Source organism: Halocatena halophila (assembly GCA_027563145.1).
GTDB classification, from domain to species: Archaea; Halobacteriota; Halobacteria; order Halobacteriales; family Haloarculaceae; genus Halocatena; species Halocatena halophila.
In genome coordinates this window covers 974,301-989,806 of the sequence record CP071306.1, presented here as the reverse complement: position 1 = coordinate 989,806, position 15,506 = coordinate 974,301, and the positions used below count along the sequence as shown (strand labels likewise).

General features: G+C 59.8%; 17 protein-coding genes. 6 read left to right on the top strand and 11 right to left on the bottom strand.

The window, feature by feature from the left end:
- Positions 1 to 57 precede the first annotated feature (57 nt).
- Positions 58 to 855, bottom strand: coding sequence for an RIO1 family regulatory kinase/ATPase domain-containing protein (locus JXQ78_RS05270; protein WP_330632432.1), 798 nt, complete (start codon positions 853 to 855; stop codon positions 58 to 60).
- A gap of 103 nt (positions 856 to 958) precedes the next feature.
- Positions 959 to 2,527, bottom strand: a complete 1,569-nt coding sequence (locus tag JXQ78_RS05265; protein ID WP_330632431.1) for an SHOCT domain-containing protein — start codon at positions 2,525 to 2,527, stop codon at positions 959 to 961.
- Positions 2,528 to 2,644: 117 nt separating this feature from the next.
- Between JXQ78_RS05265 and JXQ78_RS05260 the strand changes: the two genes are divergently transcribed.
- The gene (locus tag JXQ78_RS05260; RefSeq protein WP_330632430.1) at positions 2,645 to 3,787 is read left to right on the top strand and encodes an acyl-CoA dehydrogenase family protein; all 1,143 of its coding nucleotides are present in this window, start codon (positions 2,645 to 2,647) and stop codon (positions 3,785 to 3,787) included.
- Here JXQ78_RS05260 and JXQ78_RS05255 read toward each other — a convergent pair.
- A complete protein-coding gene (locus tag JXQ78_RS05255) occupies positions 3,758 to 4,543 on the bottom strand; it encodes a GTP cyclohydrolase IIa (RefSeq protein WP_330632429.1) in 786 nt (261 codons plus the stop codon). The genes JXQ78_RS05260 and JXQ78_RS05255 overlap by 30 nt on opposite strands.
- Before the next feature lie 161 nt (positions 4,544 to 4,704).
- On the opposite strand from JXQ78_RS05255, the gene nth reads away from it, so the two are divergent.
- Positions 4,705 to 5,385: an endonuclease III gene (gene nth / locus JXQ78_RS05250; protein WP_330632428.1), complete on the top strand. Its 681-nt coding sequence runs from the start codon at positions 4,705 to 4,707 to the stop codon at positions 5,383 to 5,385.
- Between the two features lie 2 nt (positions 5,386 to 5,387).
- Here the strand turns inward: nth and JXQ78_RS05245 are convergent, their stop codons facing one another.
- Positions 5,388 to 5,879, bottom strand: coding sequence for a DUF7321 family protein (locus JXQ78_RS05245; protein ID WP_407934036.1), 492 nt, complete (start codon positions 5,877 to 5,879; stop codon positions 5,388 to 5,390).
- A gap of 85 nt (positions 5,880 to 5,964) precedes the next feature.
- Between JXQ78_RS05245 and JXQ78_RS05240 the strand changes: the two genes are divergently transcribed.
- Positions 5,965 to 6,408 (top strand): GNAT family N-acetyltransferase, encoded by a 444-nt coding sequence (locus tag JXQ78_RS05240; protein WP_330632427.1) that lies wholly within the window; start codon positions 5,965 to 5,967, stop codon positions 6,406 to 6,408.
- A gap of 1 nt (position 6,409) precedes the next feature.
- Here JXQ78_RS05240 and serA read toward each other — a convergent pair whose 3' ends face one another.
- Complete coding sequence (gene serA, locus JXQ78_RS05235) at positions 6,410 to 7,993, bottom strand: phosphoglycerate dehydrogenase (protein ID WP_330632426.1); 1,584 nt, start codon at positions 7,991 to 7,993, stop codon at positions 6,410 to 6,412.
- A 134-nt stretch (positions 7,994 to 8,127) separates the two neighbouring features.
- Here serA and serB point away from each other — a divergent pair, with 134 nt between their 5' ends.
- Positions 8,128 to 8,769 (top strand): phosphoserine phosphatase SerB, encoded by a 642-nt coding sequence (serB, locus tag JXQ78_RS05230; protein ID WP_330632425.1) that lies wholly within the window; start codon positions 8,128 to 8,130, stop codon positions 8,767 to 8,769.
- A gap of 35 nt (positions 8,770 to 8,804) precedes the next feature.
- On the top strand, positions 8,805 to 9,062 hold the full coding sequence (locus tag JXQ78_RS05225) for a hypothetical protein (protein WP_330632424.1): 258 nt from the start codon (positions 8,805 to 8,807) through the stop codon (positions 9,060 to 9,062).
- On the opposite strand, the gene metX is transcribed toward JXQ78_RS05225, so the two are convergent.
- Both metX and JXQ78_RS05215 read right to left on the bottom strand, forming a co-directional pair.
- Positions 9,063 to 10,250: a homoserine O-acetyltransferase MetX gene (metX, locus tag JXQ78_RS05220; protein WP_330632423.1), complete on the bottom strand. Its 1,188-nt coding sequence runs from the start codon at positions 10,248 to 10,250 to the stop codon at positions 9,063 to 9,065. It abuts the gene before it with no gap.
- Positions 10,247 to 11,533 (bottom strand): O-acetylhomoserine aminocarboxypropyltransferase/cysteine synthase family protein, encoded by a 1,287-nt coding sequence (locus JXQ78_RS05215; RefSeq protein WP_330632422.1) that lies wholly within the window; start codon positions 11,531 to 11,533, stop codon positions 10,247 to 10,249. Before JXQ78_RS05215 ends, metX begins: the two co-directional genes overlap by 4 nt.
- Before the next feature lie 145 nt (positions 11,534 to 11,678).
- Here JXQ78_RS05215 and mvaD point away from each other — a divergent pair, with 145 nt between their 5' ends.
- Positions 11,679 to 12,647: a phosphomevalonate decarboxylase MvaD gene (gene mvaD / locus JXQ78_RS05210; protein WP_330632854.1), complete on the top strand. Its 969-nt coding sequence runs from the start codon at positions 11,679 to 11,681 to the stop codon at positions 12,645 to 12,647.
- Here the strand turns inward: mvaD and JXQ78_RS05205 are convergent, their stop codons facing one another.
- The 4 genes from JXQ78_RS05205 to JXQ78_RS05190 are packed head-to-tail and all read right to left on the bottom strand — an operon-like array spanning position 12,648 to position 15,441.
- Positions 12,648 to 13,124 (bottom strand): cupin domain-containing protein, encoded by a 477-nt coding sequence (locus tag JXQ78_RS05205; RefSeq protein ID WP_330632421.1) that lies wholly within the window; start codon positions 13,122 to 13,124, stop codon positions 12,648 to 12,650. It lies immediately after the preceding gene.
- Between the two features lie 30 nt (positions 13,125 to 13,154).
- Entirely contained in the window at positions 13,155 to 13,430 is a 276-nt protein-coding gene (locus tag JXQ78_RS05200; protein WP_330632420.1) for a hypothetical protein, read from the bottom strand.
- Positions 13,427 to 14,230, bottom strand: a complete 804-nt coding sequence (locus JXQ78_RS05195; RefSeq protein ID WP_330632419.1) for a succinylglutamate desuccinylase/aspartoacylase family protein — start codon at positions 14,228 to 14,230, stop codon at positions 13,427 to 13,429. Before JXQ78_RS05195 ends, JXQ78_RS05200 begins: the two co-directional genes overlap by 4 nt.
- Positions 14,231 to 14,274: 44 nt before the next feature.
- Positions 14,275 to 15,441, bottom strand: coding sequence for a cystathionine gamma-synthase (locus JXQ78_RS05190; protein WP_330632418.1), 1,167 nt, complete (start codon positions 15,439 to 15,441; stop codon positions 14,275 to 14,277).
- Positions 15,442 to 15,506: the final 65 nt, after the last annotated feature.

The following is a 15,506-nucleotide window of genomic DNA, read 5'->3' as shown; positions in this document are numbered from 1 at the left end:
TACTATCAGTGATGAACGGTCTTCAGGGGCACGGTCGGATGGGGGACGTCCGTACGGTCACGTCGCTTGTTTTTCGATCTCGCCTTTGGTTCCCTCGGCGTCGAAATCGTGATCCGGCCGGAGATTGACGAAGTCCAGAAACTCGCGTGCTGCGAGCAGATCGTCCAGGGAATACTGTGCACGGGCATTGCTCACGGCGGTGTTGGCACCGAGCTGTGGTTCGAGTGCAGCGAGCGCACACGCCAGATCGTACGCTCGCGCGGATTCGGTGGCTTCGGCACGGACCTTCGTCGCATCGATGAGATAGAGATTTCCATCGGCGATCAACACGTTCGACGCCCGGAGGTCGCCGTGTGCCAGCCCAACGTCGTGGACTGAACTGAGTGACTCGAACAGCGACGGCGCATACCGTTCGACGCCGTCAGATGAGAGATCCGATAGCGTTTGGAAATCGTTGAGAAACTCCACGACGAGTACGCCCAGCCCGTCGTATTCGAACACTTCAATCGGCTCTGGAACATTGATTCCGACTTCGCGCATACGCTGGGTTGCCTCAAACTCCTGGGTGGCCATCTCCATCGGCGTCCTGACGTGCTCGAAAAAGCCCATCCGTCCGCTCGATAGCGCACCCAGATTTCGCCCGGTCGTGATGAGCGTGTGGACCAGCGCGTGCTGATCGGAGATCACCTTCACGAACCACTGATCGTTAACCGCACACGGCGTCGATAACCAGTTGTCAGTTTCTAAAAACTCCACCCGGATCTCTGGCTCATCGTATCGATTGGCCACCGCAACCATGACCCCCTCCAGACGGTCCCATTCGATCGACCCCCTGATGAGCCGTCGTATCGCCATGCATCTGAACGATTGCGACCAGCGCGTATGAACGTTACCTAATTATGGGTGAGTGATAGTTCCCCGTGCGGAGAGATGGCCAGAGTCAGTTCTCTCCTGGTTCCTATATTTTCTCGAGTAGCTCCTGTTTTTTGGCCTCAAACTCGGCTTCGGAGAGGATCCCCGCGTCGTAGAGTTCTGAAAGATTTTTGAGCTGTTCTGTCGGATCGAGGGTGGTTGACTGTGGGTCAGCGTCGCGCTCGCTGGTTTTTGCATCCGCGGGTGCGGTGTGTGGGTTTCGCTGTGAACGAATAAATGAGAGTGCAGCTTTTATCTCGGTCTCGTCAGGTTCGTGTAGTCTGAATGTGTAGGTAGCTGCGGCCGTGTTACAGAATAGCTCCATCCAATCGCTGGTGGTGTCGAGATCACAGGATAAAAGCGCTGAATACGGTATTTCGCGGAGATCATCCCCTCGCTTTTGTTTGATCTGGGCAACGATCCTGGTGTCTGTGAGGGCCGTATACACGTCGCTGTTCCACCCTTTGTCGTCCGGTCCGGCACCCTCAAGGCGCAGCGATGGCCCATAAAACAAGTAATGAACCGGCTCTTCTGGATCCAGCGCATCTTCGAGGTGATGAATTCGTTGCTCTGTGACCCACTCGCCCTGTGGTGTCGCGTCAAGGTGGAAATCGATGGGCCGACCGACATGCTTGAGGCCGTCTCCGTCGGCGCTCGTGTTCGCTCGGAGATACTCCTTGATCGCTTCGATCTCTGCGATTTCGGTGTTTTTGTTGCAGTGAAACTGGGCGTGGTAGTCGTTTGTTGAAACCGTTACTGTCCGTTCATCGCTGTCGGTAGCAACACCAGTGACCGTTTCGAGTGGGATTGTCGTGGGAACGTCACCGTCTGGATCCGGCGTCACGGCTAGCCACCGCTGGTCCGTCAGACAGTGGAGGCCCGTGGCATCGTCGCTGGGCACTGGCGCTGTCGGTGCATCCGGGCCATCGAACGTTAGCAGCTGTTCACCAGTGGTGTCGAGGATGAACTGTGGCTGTTCAGATGGCTCAAGATACGAGGCGAGCGGCTTTGTGTGTAACAATCGGGTGAACGGATCGCGCTTGAGTGAGGTCAGCCGATCTCTATCAACGAGATCATCTCTGGCTTCACTGACGAACTGTCCGATTCGTTCGAACGCGTCTGTCTCGTTCTGATCGGATTCGGAACAGCCGCCACACTTGATGAGGAATTCGGAGAGTTCGGACAGATCGCTGGCTTCTGTGGGATGGACACAGCGCATCTCGAGCGTCCCTCGCTCGGTTTCGAGTGTGAGCCCATCTGTGACGAACCCCGAGTCAATATCGATCCCGGTAATGTCTTCAAGCGGGATCGAAAGCACCTGATCACCGTCGGCGTTTCCTGCGACGACAACGAGACGCTCGTCAGTGAACAGCCCCTTCGTCGTTCCAGCAACTGAGGCGTTTGGAGGATCGGGAGCTGACAGCCCCGAAAATTCCAGATACTCCCCGTTCAGATCGATGATGAACTGTGGTTGTTCCTGTGGCTCCAGATATTCGACGAGTGACTTCGAGTAGAGCTTTCCCATCATCATCCCAAACTTTCGTGTTGTCAGCCGATCCGCAGTCACGGAAGAGTGGAGGGCCCCGTCAACGAGCCGTTGTACGTTCCGCGTCATTACATACAGTTTGTAGTTTCTCGGTAATACGTTTCGGCGTCGGTGCCGAACATTCGGTCGCAGGCGCTCGATTGAATGTTGCGGCAATTTTTATAGATGCCATTACTCTGGGTGGATATGGAGTTCGAGCTACCGTCCGAACACCGGATGACCCGGGAGATGGTTCGCGAGTTCTGTGATGAGGAGATCGCTCCGATCGCCCAGGAGATCGAAGAAGAACACCGCTTTCCGGCGGAAATCTTCGATGCGCTCGCCGACCTTGATATGCTCGGCGTGCCGATTTCCGAAGACTACGGCGGCCTCGGCGGCGATCAGTTGCTGTACGCGCTCGTTACCGAAGAGCTCGGTCGGGTGTCCGGATCGATCGGGCTCTCGTTTGCGGCACACGTAAGCCTGGCCTCAAAGCCGATCGAACTGTTCGGCACAGATGCGCAAAAAGAGCGATGGCTGACGCCGCTCGCCGAAGGCGAGTATCTGGGCTCGTGGGCGCTCACGGAGCCATCGAGTGGCAGTGATGCAAGCGACATGGACACGATTGCCGAGCGCGACGACGATGGCTACGTCCTCAACGGCACGAAACAGTTCATCACGAACGCAAGCGTCGCGGGCTCGATTCTACTCAAGGCCGTTACGGATCCGGGTGCGGGTTATGATGGCATCTCGACGTTCATCGTTGATCCCGAAAACGACGATGGCTTTTCGGTCTCGACGGAGTGGGAGAAGATGGGACTGAACGCCTCACCCACCTGTGAGATCACCTTCGATGACTGCTGGATCCCAGAGGATCGCCTCCTTGGCTCGGAGGGTGAAGGCTGGAAACAGACGAAAAAAACCCTTCAGGGTGGACGCGTTTCGATCGCTGCGCTCTCGACTGGGCTGGCACAGGGTGCGTTCGAGGCCGCACGTGAGTACGCCACCGAACGCGAGCAGTTCGGCCAGTCGATCTCGAAGTTCGACGCCGTTCGGGATATGATCGTCGAGATGGACCGGAAAATCGAGCGATCGCGACTGCTCACGCACAAGGCCGCGACGATGTACGACGACGGCCAGGACGTCACCCGTATCTCATCGATGGCAAAGCTCGATGCCAGCGAAACGAGTCGAGAGGTTGCCGAGGACGCCGTGCAGGTGCTCGGTGGCTACGGCTACACCACCGACTTTGCACCACAGCGATTCTATCGCGACGCAAAGCTCATGGAGATCGGCGAAGGAACGAGCGAAATCCAGCGGCTAGTGCTCGGGCGCGAACTCGGACTGTGAGGGCCTGAGCGCGTTGGGGGCCATCACAACGGTCTCTTCGCGTTCGCGCGCCAGTTCGAGCTGGTGTTTTGCTTCGATACCGGCCTCGTGTGGGGTCGTTCCGGCTGCCACGCCGACACGAAACGCGGTGTGGGTCTCGGTTTCGACACGATCGATGAGTTCGGCGTACGTCGCCTCCGACAGCGTTGGACAGACGGCGATCAGATTGTCGCCACCGACGAAAAATCCGAGCGCGTCGTGGTCCTGATACAGCGTCCGTGAAAGCGTCGTTGCCCACTCCTGGACCGCCATATGCACGGCGTAGGCGTCCGCTTGATCGGTGAGTCGTCCCGTTGCATCAACGATGTCGAAATGTGCGATCGACAGCGTGGCTGATGTTTCAAGTGTTGAACCGGCGAGTCGCTCCGTTCGCGTTCCGCCCTGGGCGCTCCCTTCTGCGTTGAGTGCTGCAGTCGCGTCAGCCACCGCAGCTGCCGGGGTTTCGCCGTCGGCAATTCCCATGCTACAGGTGATCGGATAGCGGTTTGCGATCGATCGCTGGAGCGTTCGGTGTGTCTCACGATCGATCCCGTTGGTGATCGCAATGCAGTTGTCACCACGCGTGTAAAAGACGTAGCCACCGCGCTCACCGACGAACGAGGCAACGTCGGCGTAGAGCCGTGATTGGAGCGTCTGGAGGTCCATTTCCGCACGCGGTGTCGGCGTGACTGTCCACGGTCCATAGTCATCGAGTTGAAAGACGGTACTTTGAATCATCGATCGGAACATCCTCATAGGCCCGTCGCAAGTAACGAGCCCCTGGTTCGTATACGAAACGAGCCAACCGTCGAACAAAAGGGTTCCCAAATCCGTTTGCCGTTCCAAAAACGGAATCTCCACACCGTCACGCACAAGTTCGAACCACGCAGAGTTTGCACATGGGAACGAAGTTGGCCGACCAGGAGCAGGCGACGCGCGTCGTCGATCGGCTGCTCGAGGCCTATCCGGAGTCGACGATCTCGCTCACCTACTCGAATCGACTCGAGCTACTCATTGCGGTGATGCTCTCGGCACAGTGTACCGACGAACGCGTCAACGCCGTCACTGAGACGCTGTTCGAGAAATACTCCTCCGCTGAGGCGTTCGCGAACGCCGACCAGGACGAACTCGCTGATGACATCTACGGGATTACGTTTCACAACAACAAATCTGGGTACATCATCTCTGCGACGACCACGATCGTCGAGGAACACGACGGTGCGGTACCCGATACGATGAGTGAGCTCACGGATCTCAGCGGCGTTGGACGCAAAACGGCGAACGTGGTGTTACAACACGGCCACGACATCGTTGAGGGGATCGTCGTCGATACGCACGTCCAGCGCATCTCACGACGGCTAGGGCTCACCGAAAACGAGCGTCCAGAGCGCATTGAAGAGGATCTGATGGAACTCGTCCCCGAATCGCACTGGCAGCAGTACACACATCTGTTGATCGATCACGGCAGAGCGGTCTGTACGGCACGGAATCCCTCCTGTGAAGACTGTGTTCTTGAGGATCTCTGTCCGTCGTCCAAACTCGATCACGACGTGGATCTGGCCGCAAACGACCCCTGGTAGTTTCACCCGAGCAGGTCATAGCGCGCCACGTATCGCAGCACGCCACCGAGATAGGCGAGTAGCCAGAAGCCGATGTAGCCGAACACGCCGATCCGTAGTCGCCAGCGCCAGTGGTTCATCGTCTCGCCGCCGATCTCATCAAGCAGCACGGCCTCGTCGTAGTCGTGATAGAGATCGTGTCGACGCTTGGCCATGAAAATCCGAACGATGCCGGTGAATGCGAACAGTAACATGGCATACGCCTGGAGGCCGAGGACGGCATGCAGCGCTGCAAAGCCGGTCAACTGATCGGTCAGTTGTGGGATCATCCAGCCGACCAGCGGGACCGTCGTCAGTGCGAGTCCGGTGAGAATGTATCTGAGATGGCGCATGAGCACCGCCCACGTCACCGGCTCTGCGTCGATGACAATCCAGGCACCGTACAGCAATAACGGAAAGCTCGACGTGACTGATAGCAGCACGATCGTCGCTATCGCCACGTCGTCGAGCACCATGCGTCAACTGAGGTGAGGATCGCGCTAAAGGCTGACGAATCCGCAGTTCGTCGCCGTCAAGTGATTTCTGTTGTGACAACAACATATGGCCACGGCTCGCGAGATCCGCGCTACCGAACTTGAGGCGCTCAGAACGCTCTATCGCCAGCTCCATCCGGACGATCCGCCTCTCGAATCGATACAGCTGCGCGATCGGTTCGAACGACTGCTGGCCGACCCCTCGATCGTGATCGTTGTCGTCGAACACGAAGCGCAGCTCGTAGGGACCTGCCAGCTGTCGATCGTGCCGAACCTGGCGCGCGATGGACGCCCATTCGGTGTCATCGAGAACGTAATCACCCACGAAGCCTACCGAAACCAGGGATTCGGTCGGCTCTGTCTCTCACACGCGATTGCGATCGCCGAGGAACGCTACTGCTATAAAATCCAGCTTCAGACGGGCACTGATCAGGAGTGGAAACGCCAATTTTACGAGTCGTGTGGCTTCGATCGCCACGAGAAAACCGGTTTCGTCAAACGGCTCGACTGAGCTACTCGTCGGTGAGCGCGAGATACTGCGCGCTGATGATCCGCTCGTCTGCCTCAAGCGTCTCGATGATCGACCCGTTTGGCTCGCTGTCGAGTGAGTACACCGTCAGCGCCTCCCCGCCGATCGTCTCCCGGCCGTTGAACATGCCGGCGATGTTGATGTCGTACTCGCCGAGGACGGTCCCGATAAAGCCGATAACACCCGGCTCGTCGTAGTTGCGCGCAACGAGCATGTGCCCCTCGGGAATCGCATCGACCCGGTAGCCGTCGATTCTGACGATTCGCGGGTCGTTGCCGGCAAACTGCGTGCCGCTGACGGTAACCGAACCGTCGCCGTTTTCGAGTGTGACGGAGATCAAACTCTGAAAGTCCTCTGCGGCGGTTGCCTTCGATTCGACGACATCGATCGCGCGCTCTTCGGCAATTCCCGGCGCGTTGACGGCGTTGACCTGGGACTCCAGCGGTCTGAACATTCCTTTGAGTGCACTTGCCGTCACGATATCGACCTCCTCGTCGGCGATTTCGCCTGCGTACTCGACGTGGGCGGTGTCGATGTGGGCGTCGAACAGCTCCATCGCAATCCGACCGGCAGTTTCTGCCAGCTCGATGTACGGCTCAACGCGGCCGAACGCGCTGGCGTCGATCGATGGCGCATTGAGCGCGTTGAGCACGGGCTCGTCGGCAACGGCGGCGGCGATCTGGTCTGCGATCGACGTGGCGACGTTCTCCTGGGCAGCCTCCGTGCTTGCGCCGAGGTGTGGCGTCACAACGACGTTTTCGGCCCCGAGCAAGGGGCTATCCTCGGGGAGCGGTTCCGTGGCAAACACGTCGAGCGCTGCGCCTTCGAGTGTGCCATCGACCACAGCGCTCGCGAGCGCATCCTCTTCAACAACACCGCCACGCGCGCAGTTGATGAGATAGCCGCCATCGAGTCGCTTCAGTTCCGCAGCGCCGATCAGCCCCTCCGTTTCGGGCGTCAGCGGCGTGTGCACCGTCGCGATGTCGGCTCGATCGAGCACCGTCTCGAGCTCGGCGAGCTCGGCTCCCAGTGCCTCTGCGCGATCAGCGCCAATGTAGGGGTCGTAGGCGACGAGCTCCATGCCGAGGCTACCGAGTCGCTTTGCGACCTCCTGGCCGACGCGTCCGAGTCCGACGATACCGAGCGTTTTGTTGTTCAGCTCCGTGCCAACGTAGTCACCTTTGGCCCACTCGCCAGTTTTCAGTCGGGCGTGTGCCTGTGGAATCGACCGGGCGGTGGCGAACGTCATCGCGACCGTGTGCTCGGCAGCCGCCCGCACGTTACCCTCGGGTGCGTTGGCAACGATCACGCCGTGCTCGGTGGCGGCGTCGATGTCGATGTTGTCCACGCCGATCCCTGCCCGCCCCACGATCTGGAGCGCTGGCGCACCCGATAAGAGCTCGTCTGTCACTTCCGTCCCGGACCGGACGACGAGCCCAGCTGCATCTCGGATCGCGGTTTGTAGCGTTTCCTGATCGGCTTCATACGCTGTCTCGACCGTGAATCCAGCCTCCCGGAGCCGATCGATGCCTGCATCCGCGATCGGATCCGTGATGAGTACCTTCATATCTCCGACTCTGTTGGTGTGGGGTTAACGCTTTCTTCGTTCACAGTCCTGGCAAAAGTTGCGTCCTACTGTCAGTGTGGTGTGCTCACGTTCGAATCGGGGGCGTTTTGAGCCCTGAGACACCCAACTGAGATATGGACCTTGTGGCGTTCGATTTTGACGGGACGCTGTCAGATTCGGAGATGACCGTGCTGCTCGGCGAGCAATGCAACGCTGCCGATGAGATGGCCCAGATCACCGAGCGGGCGATGAACGACGAGATCGAGTACGCAACGAGTCTTCGCGAGCGGGTGGCGCTGCTCGAGGGGCTCTCGATGGACGCCACAGCCGACGCGTTCGAGCAGGTTCGGTTGCGTCCTGACGCGGCGTCGGTCATCGATGGCCTGCGCGCAGACGGCGTGACGGTCGCAATTTTGACCGGTGGATTCGAGCGTGGCGTCGAGGCGGCCCTGTCTGGGGCCCAGACGAGTGTGGACACGATCGTCGCTAACCGGCTCGTCGCCGAGGACGGTGAGCTGACCGGGTCGGTTGCCGGCCCGCTGATCGAGGGCACGAAAGATGACGCACTCGAATCGATCGCGACAGAGCAAGGAATTGAACTCTCCGATGTGGTTGCCGTCGGCGATGGCGCGAACGATCTGCCCATGCTGGAGGCTGCTGGGCTTGCGGTTGGCTTCGATCCAAAGCCGGCGGTTGAACCCGCGTGTTCGACGACGGTCGACTCGATGGCAGCGCTCGATTCCGTGCTCACAGAGCGTGGCGTTCGCTCCGTCTGACGCACCTTTATCGTGTCCGATCGGTAACACCACCTATGTTATCTCGGCTTATCGATGCTCCCCGTCGGGGAGCAATCGGCGTTCTCGACTGGGTCAACGACAATCCCCTCTCGACAGCTGGCGTGACGATGGCGGCGATCGCCGGCCTCTATCTCGGCGTGCTCGTTCAGGGCCAGCTGTCGACCGGCCCGCAGGCGAGCCCCGCCTCGCTCGTCTGGTCGGTTGTCTCAAATCGGCCGGCGTATCCACTGGCGATCGTCGTCGGGATCGGCTCAGTGGTGTATCGGCGCTGATCAGCTGAACAAGCTCGTGTGGACGGGCGCAAACTCGCCGCTCTCTCTCTCGACTGTGTCAGTGACGGCAGTCGCACGGATGCCGTTCTCGAGAAAGCCAGCGATCGGCGGTCCGACGTTGTTCGGCTCGACCAGAAACGCGTCGTGACCGTGGTCGGATGCGACGACGTGGTGGGCCACCGGCGTGTTCGTCGTCCGGAGTGCGCTTGCGATCCGTTCTGACTGCTCGACTGTGAAATGCCAGTCGCCGGTGAACGAAAGACAGAGCGCTTCGCCCTCGAATGCGCCAAGCGCATCCGCGTCCGACTCGAAGCCGGCACTCAGATCGTAGCCGTCCATTGCCCGTGTCAGATACAGATAGCTGTTCGCGTCGAATCGCTCGACGAATTTCTCGGCCTGGTAGTCGAGATACGATTCCACGTCGCGATAGGGAAAGAACGACGCCGCAGGATCGACCGGGAACGAATCACGGCGCGCGTCACGTCCGGCTGCCCGGCGGCCGAATTTCGCCGTCATCGACTCCTTGGAGAGATACATTACGTGGCCGATCTGGCGGGCAATTGCCAGTCCGTCGGTCGGCGTTCTGTTGCTGTCGTAGTACTCGCCGTCCTGCCAGTCTGGATCAGTCGTAATTGCCCGTCGGGCGATCGCATTCAGCGCCAGACACTGCGGATCGAGTCTGGGTGCGGTCGCGATTGCGATCAATCGATCGAACTGGTCCGGATGGCGTTTTGCCCAGTCGATCGCGTTCATGCCACCGACGCTCCCGCCGATGACGGCAGACAGCTGTGCGACGCCGAGCTCATCGAGCAGCGCTCTCTGGGCGTTCGTCCAGTCGGCGACCGTGACGGCGGGAAACGATGTCCCGTAGGGTTCACCGTCGGGTGCGGCCGATGCCGGTCCACTGGAGCCATAACACGATCCCGGCACGTTCACGCAGACGACGAAATACTCCGTCGTGTCGATCGCCTTTCCCGGCCCAACGACGGCATCCCACCAGGCGCTTGCCTGCCCGCTTGTGTCGGTGCGCCGGCCACCGGCGACGTGTGCGCTGCCAGTGAGCGCGTGACAGATCAAGATCGCGTTGTCACCAGTGAACTCACCGTACGTCTCGTAGGCCAGTTCGAGATTCGAGAGTGACTCGCCACAGGCGAACTGAAACTCCCCGATCGAGATCGTGTCGGTCATATCGAGCGATCCAGATCGGCGATGATGTCTTCGGGCGCTTCGATGCCAACGGAGAGTCTGACCAGATCCCGAGTCACGCCGGATTCGCGCTGTTGTTCGGGCGAAAGCTGTGCGTGTGTGGTGCTTGCCGGATGGATGAGCAGGCTCTTTGCATCGCCCACGTTCGCCAGAAACGACGTTAGCTCGACGGACTCACACAGCTGCTTTCCGGCCGCAAAGCCACCTTCTAGGCCAAAGGCGATCATGCCACCATAGCCGCCATCGAGATACCGACTCGCCTGCTCGTGCGTTTCGTGGCGCTCGAGCCCCGGATACCGAACCCAGGCCACGTCGGGATGGTCAGCGAGGAATTCGGCCACGGTCATCGCGTTCGAACAGTGTCGCTCCATCCGGAGTGCGAGCGTTTCGAGCCCCTGGAGTGTCACCCAGGCGTCGAACGGGGATTGTTGATCGCCCAGGCTCCGCAACGATCGCTGACGAGCCGCGTTCGTGAACGCCCGTTCACCGTATCGCTCACTGAAGTTCAGCCCGTGGAACGCCGGGTTGTCGCCGCCAACCTCCGGATAGCGGTCGGGATGGTCTGCCCACGGAAACGTGCCCCCATCGATTAGCACGCCGCCAATCGTCGTTCCGCCGCCGTGAATCCATTTTGTCGTCGATTCCCACACCAGATCCGCGCCGTGCTCAAGCGGTCGACAGAGCGCCGGCGTTGCGAACGTGTTGTCCACGATCAGGGGGACGTCGTGGTCGTGAGCGATCTCACTGAGACGCTCGATATCGGCCGTGACGAGTGAGGGATTCCCAATCGTCTCAATATGGACGTACGCGGTTCGCTCGTCGATCGCCGCCGCGTACGCGCTTGGTGAGAGCGTCTCGACGAACCGCGCTTCGATTCCGCGTCGAGCGGCCGTCGACTGGAGATACGCGTGGGTCCCCCCGTAGATCGAGGCCGCAGAAACGACGTTGTCGCCAGACTCAGCCAGTATGAGTGTGGCCGCATCGAGTGCAGCCATCCCCGAACTCGTGGCGAGCGCACCAACGCCACCCTCCAGGTCGGCCAGTCGTTGTTCGAGCGTTCTGACCGTCGGGTTGCTGATCCGCGAATACACGTCACCGTCCGTTTCGAGCGCGTACAGTCCGGCCGCGTGGTCTGCGTCGTCGAACTCGTAGGATGTGGTCTGATACAGCGGTGTCGCCCGAGCCCCCGTCTGCTCGTCGGGTTGCTGGCCCGCGTGCACACAGCGCGTGTCAAACGCGCGTGTGCGTTGCTCATCGGTTCCCATGTTTGTGACTCATATATCCACAAAAAGTTATAACCGCCAGTTACGGCAATCTTTGCTGATGTGACAGTTACTCACAGAGTCGGTGCTCTGTGCCAGTCGATTCGAACGAGTTAAGCCGTCGGTACGTTCCAAACACGGTATGCAACTGAAGGCGACGGCCAGGGCCCATCCAATACAGGGTCTGGTCAAGTATCACGGGATGCGCGACCCCGAACTCCGGCTGCCGTACCACGATTCGATCAGCGTCTGTACTGCACCAAGCAACACGACGACCACGGTCGCGTTTGACGACTCGCTCGCGTCAGATCAGCTCGTCATCGACGGCGAACCGGTAAGCGGTCGCGCGGCAGAACGCGTCACATCGGTGATCGATCACGTTCGGGAGCTGGCATCGATCGAGACTCCCGTTCGATTCGAATCGGAGAGTTCGTTTCCGACGAACATCGGATTTGGATCTTCCTCCTCTGGCTTTGCGGCGGCGGCGATGGCGCTATCAACGGCTGCAGAGCTCGATCTGAGTCGGGCGGAGATATCGACGATCGCACGGCGTGGGTCTTCTTCTGCCGCACGCGCGGTCACGGGTGGATTTTCACAACTGTATGCCGGATTGAACGACGCGGACTGTCACGCAGAGCAACTCGACTCGGTGCTCGAAGATGAGCTCCGAATCATCGGCTGTGAGGTACCGGCGTACAAAGAGACCGAAGAAGCCCACAAAGAGGCGGCCGACAGCCACATGTTCGAGGCCCGGATGGCACACATCCACGAACAGATCGTCACAATGTGTGATGGGCTCCGTCGCGGTGATTTCGATGCCGTTTTCGAGCTTGCCGAACACGATTCGCTCTCGCTTGCAGCCACCACGATGACGGGTCCGGCTGGCTGGGTCTACTGGCAGCCAACGACGCTCGAGATCTTCGAGACGGTCCGGTCGCTCCGCGACGACGGCATTCCTGCCTTTTTCTCGACCGACACCGGGGCGAGCGTCTACGTCAACACGACCGCAGAGCACGTTGACACCGTCGAGTCTGCGCTCAGCGAGCACGCACCGACGCGGCGCTGGCAGGTCGGTGGTCCCGCCAAAATTCTCGATTCGAGCCAGGCGCTGTTCTGATCAGGGCTCGTGGCCACACTCCTTGCAGGTGAGTGAAAAGGCGCTTCCCTCGAGTGCCACGCTGTGGCCGGTCTGTTCTTCACAGCTCGAACAGTAGATGATCGTTTCGAGTCCGTCCCAGTCGTGTGATGCGCCGGGTGCGCCGATCGCGAACGCTCGCACGGTCTCTTCATCGTGATTGTGGCCACACTGATACTCGCCCGGCTCGAATCGGATCGCTTCGGATTCACCAACGGTGACGGTCTCATCGCCCGATCGTCCGATTTCGAACGTTGCGGTTCCCTCCAGAATGATAAATATCTCCTCCTGGTCGTGGTGAGTGTGGAGCCCGCCAGAGAACGACTCTCCGTTTTCCAGCTCGAAGTAGTTGATCGCAACGTCCGTCGTTCCAAGCACCTTGCTCAGGGGCTTTCTGATCTCGTGGACGTTGAGCGGGTTCGGCTCTGAGACGATCTCTGCTAGCGTCGTCGTTTTCATCGCATCCAGTAATTGTCCGACTGACAAATATCAGTGACGGACGGTGCGATACAGTCCACCAATACCGATAGCAATGAGATAAAATATCCCAAAAAACGGCACCCAGAAGACCCAGAGGGCAAGGTTCGGGAAGACGGTGTTGCCGATCGAGCTGCCGATCGACATCACGAAATAGCCAGGGAGCGCAAGCGGTGTCATCAGTGCGTTATCGTATACACCCAGCAGAAACGGGCTCACAAGCACCACGAACGCACCAATCACGGCACGTCCGGCAAGGATGCGACGGAGTGTTCGAAGCAAGCTCATGATTTTTCACCGCCGTCGGTTCGTTCGATGCCGTGGAGTTCGAGCAGGTGTGTCGCCGCCGTTACCGTCCAGTCGATTCTGGTCTGTCTGTCTGTGAGAAACTCGGCCGCTTCCACGATGTACGCCGGAATCGAGAGATCACCGCCGGCTTTGTGCGCCAACAGAGGACTCGTGCCGTGCATGACGTTGCCCAGCGCGAATTTGTGATACGGCATCCAGCGAGAGACGGAATTGTCATTGAGGCGGTTGATTGTCTCCGTTGCGTGTGCTTTTGCCGGCGCAACGTCGGTCGGGAAGATCGCCTGCCCGACGAAATCGGGATGCACGCCGTAGATCCCTTTCGAGCGATGAAGATCCATGAGGAAATCGGGTTCCGTGGCGAGGACAACATCGTTCCACAGTGCGCGTGCCAGCTTCGTTGTCGGCGTTTCCCCCGGTGGGAACTGCCGATTCAGATCGCCGCCGATGCCGTGGCGCGTGTTTGCCTCGATGGCAGGCTGATTGACGCGCGGCACGACGACGAGCTCGCCGGCGTCGATTGAAAACTGCCCAACGCGTTCTGTGGCGAGAAAGCCCGACCGTTCGTCGCCATGCATTCCACCAACGATGACGCCGGTTGGCCCATCGCCATCGCCGCTAAACCGGTAGATCGGCGTTTCGTACTCCGTTTCTGGCAACAGTGTCGAGGATGGGGACCGCTGTGCAGACTGCTGGGCTCCACCACGCAGAGTGGGGGCGCTGACGGCGACAGTGCCACCGAGAAGACCGACTGCTCCGGCGAGATATGTCCGGCGTTTCATGGTGACTGTACGTGTTCAGTCGTAATCAGTTGCCCTTTCCGATTTTACCCGCCGAGAACGTGATCGAACGCCGCCTCCAGGTCACCAATCAGGTCGTCTTTGTGTTCAATGCCGACGCTTGCCCGGATCAGTCCGTCGGTGAGTCCGGCGTCGAGTCGTTCCTGACGAGGGATCGTCTGGTGTGTCATCGTCGCTGGCTGCTCGATGAGACTCTCGACGCCACCGAGACTCTCTGCCAGGGTGAACACCTCCGTCGCGGCGACGACCTCGCTTGCCTGCTCTAGGGTTGCATCGAGCTCGAAGCTCACCATCCCACCGTAGTCGTCCATTAGTTTTCGAGCTACGTCGTGTGTCGGATGGGATTCGAGTCCCGGGTAGTAGACGGTCTCGACGACTGGCTGCTCGGTGAGCCATTCTGCGACCGTGCGGGCGTTCTCACAATGGCGTTCCATCCGTACGGGCAGGGTTTTCGTCCCGCGCAACACGAGAAAGGCAGTGAATGGATCCGGCGTCCCGCCGACGCTGTTCTGATAGAACCCAAACTGCTCGTCGAGTTCGTCATCGTCGGTAACGAGTGCGCCCCCAACCACATCGGAGTGTCCACCCATGTATTTCGTGAGCGAGTGACAGACGGCATCTGCGCCGTCTGCAAGTGGCTGCTGGAGTATTGGTGTCGCAAACGTGTTGTCAACCACACAGAGCGCGTCCACACTGTGGGCGAGATCGGCGATTGCCGTGGTGTCGACCACGCGCAACAGGGGATTGGTTGGCGTCTCAACCCAGACGATTTCGGTCTCCTCGCGGAGGGCGTCTTCCACAGCGTCGTGGTCCGTCATATCGACGAAATCGAACTCGAGATCGTACTGTTCGTACACCTGTGTGAACAGTCTGTACGTCCCACCGTACACGTCGTTGCTGGCGATCACGTGATCACCCGATTCACAGAGATTCAACACCGTGTTGATCGCCGCCATCCCGCTGGCAAACGCCCGGCCGTGTGCCCCCCCTTCGAGTGCAGCGAGATTTTCCTCAAGCGCGGTCCGCGTGGGATTGCCGGTCCGGGAGTACTCATACTCAGTGGGCTCGCCAGGGGCCGGTTGTTCGTACGTCGAGGTGGCATAGATTGGTGGCATCACCGCGCCGGTCTCCGGGTCGGGCTGCTGGCCGGCGTGGATTGCGCGCGTTTCGATCTGTTGGTCGTCCTTGTCCATATCCGAGACACACAGTCGATCCGTGTCATTCTTGCCGTTCGTCGGCATCACTTTTGGCCCCGTCG

What these genes read in the sequence shown, in the direction of transcription:
- JXQ78_RS05270 (WP_330632432.1), bottom strand. Translation starts at nt 855, where the DNA reads ATGGCGATACGACGGCTCATCAGGGGGTCGATCGAATGGGACCGTCTG.
- JXQ78_RS05265 (WP_330632431.1), bottom strand. Translation starts at nt 2,527, where the DNA reads ATGACGCGGAACGTACAACGGCTCGTTGACGGGGCCCTCCACTCTTCC.
- JXQ78_RS05260 (WP_330632430.1), top strand. Translation starts at nt 2,645, where the DNA reads ATGGAGTTCGAGCTACCGTCCGAACACCGGATGACCCGGGAGATGGTT.
- JXQ78_RS05255 (WP_330632429.1), bottom strand. Translation starts at nt 4,543, where the DNA reads ATGATTCAAAGTACCGTCTTTCAACTCGATGACTATGGACCGTGGACA.
- nth (WP_330632428.1), top strand. Translation starts at nt 4,705, where the DNA reads ATGGGAACGAAGTTGGCCGACCAGGAGCAGGCGACGCGCGTCGTCGAT.
- JXQ78_RS05245 (WP_407934036.1), bottom strand. Translation starts at nt 5,879, where the DNA reads ATGGTGCTCGACGACGTGGCGATAGCGACGATCGTGCTGCTATCAGTC.
- JXQ78_RS05240 (WP_330632427.1), top strand. Translation starts at nt 5,965, where the DNA reads ATGGCCACGGCTCGCGAGATCCGCGCTACCGAACTTGAGGCGCTCAGA.
- serA (WP_330632426.1), bottom strand. Translation starts at nt 7,993, where the DNA reads ATGAAGGTACTCATCACGGATCCGATCGCGGATGCAGGCATCGATCGG.
- serB (WP_330632425.1), top strand. Translation starts at nt 8,128, where the DNA reads ATGGACCTTGTGGCGTTCGATTTTGACGGGACGCTGTCAGATTCGGAG.
- JXQ78_RS05225 (WP_330632424.1), top strand. Translation starts at nt 8,805, where the DNA reads ATGTTATCTCGGCTTATCGATGCTCCCCGTCGGGGAGCAATCGGCGTT.
- metX (WP_330632423.1), bottom strand. Translation starts at nt 10,250, where the DNA reads ATGACCGACACGATCTCGATCGGGGAGTTTCAGTTCGCCTGTGGCGAG.
- JXQ78_RS05215 (WP_330632422.1), bottom strand. Translation starts at nt 11,533, where the DNA reads ATGGGAACCGATGAGCAACGCACACGCGCGTTTGACACGCGCTGTGTG.
- JXQ78_RS05205 (WP_330632421.1), bottom strand. Translation starts at nt 13,124, where the DNA reads ATGAAAACGACGACGCTAGCAGAGATCGTCTCAGAGCCGAACCCGCTC.
- JXQ78_RS05200 (WP_330632420.1), bottom strand. Translation starts at nt 13,430, where the DNA reads ATGAGCTTGCTTCGAACACTCCGTCGCATCCTTGCCGGACGTGCCGTG.
- JXQ78_RS05195 (WP_330632419.1), bottom strand. Translation starts at nt 14,230, where the DNA reads ATGAAACGCCGGACATATCTCGCCGGAGCAGTCGGTCTTCTCGGTGGC.
- JXQ78_RS05190 (WP_330632418.1), bottom strand. Translation starts at nt 15,441, where the DNA reads ATGGACAAGGACGACCAACAGATCGAAACGCGCGCAATCCACGCCGGC.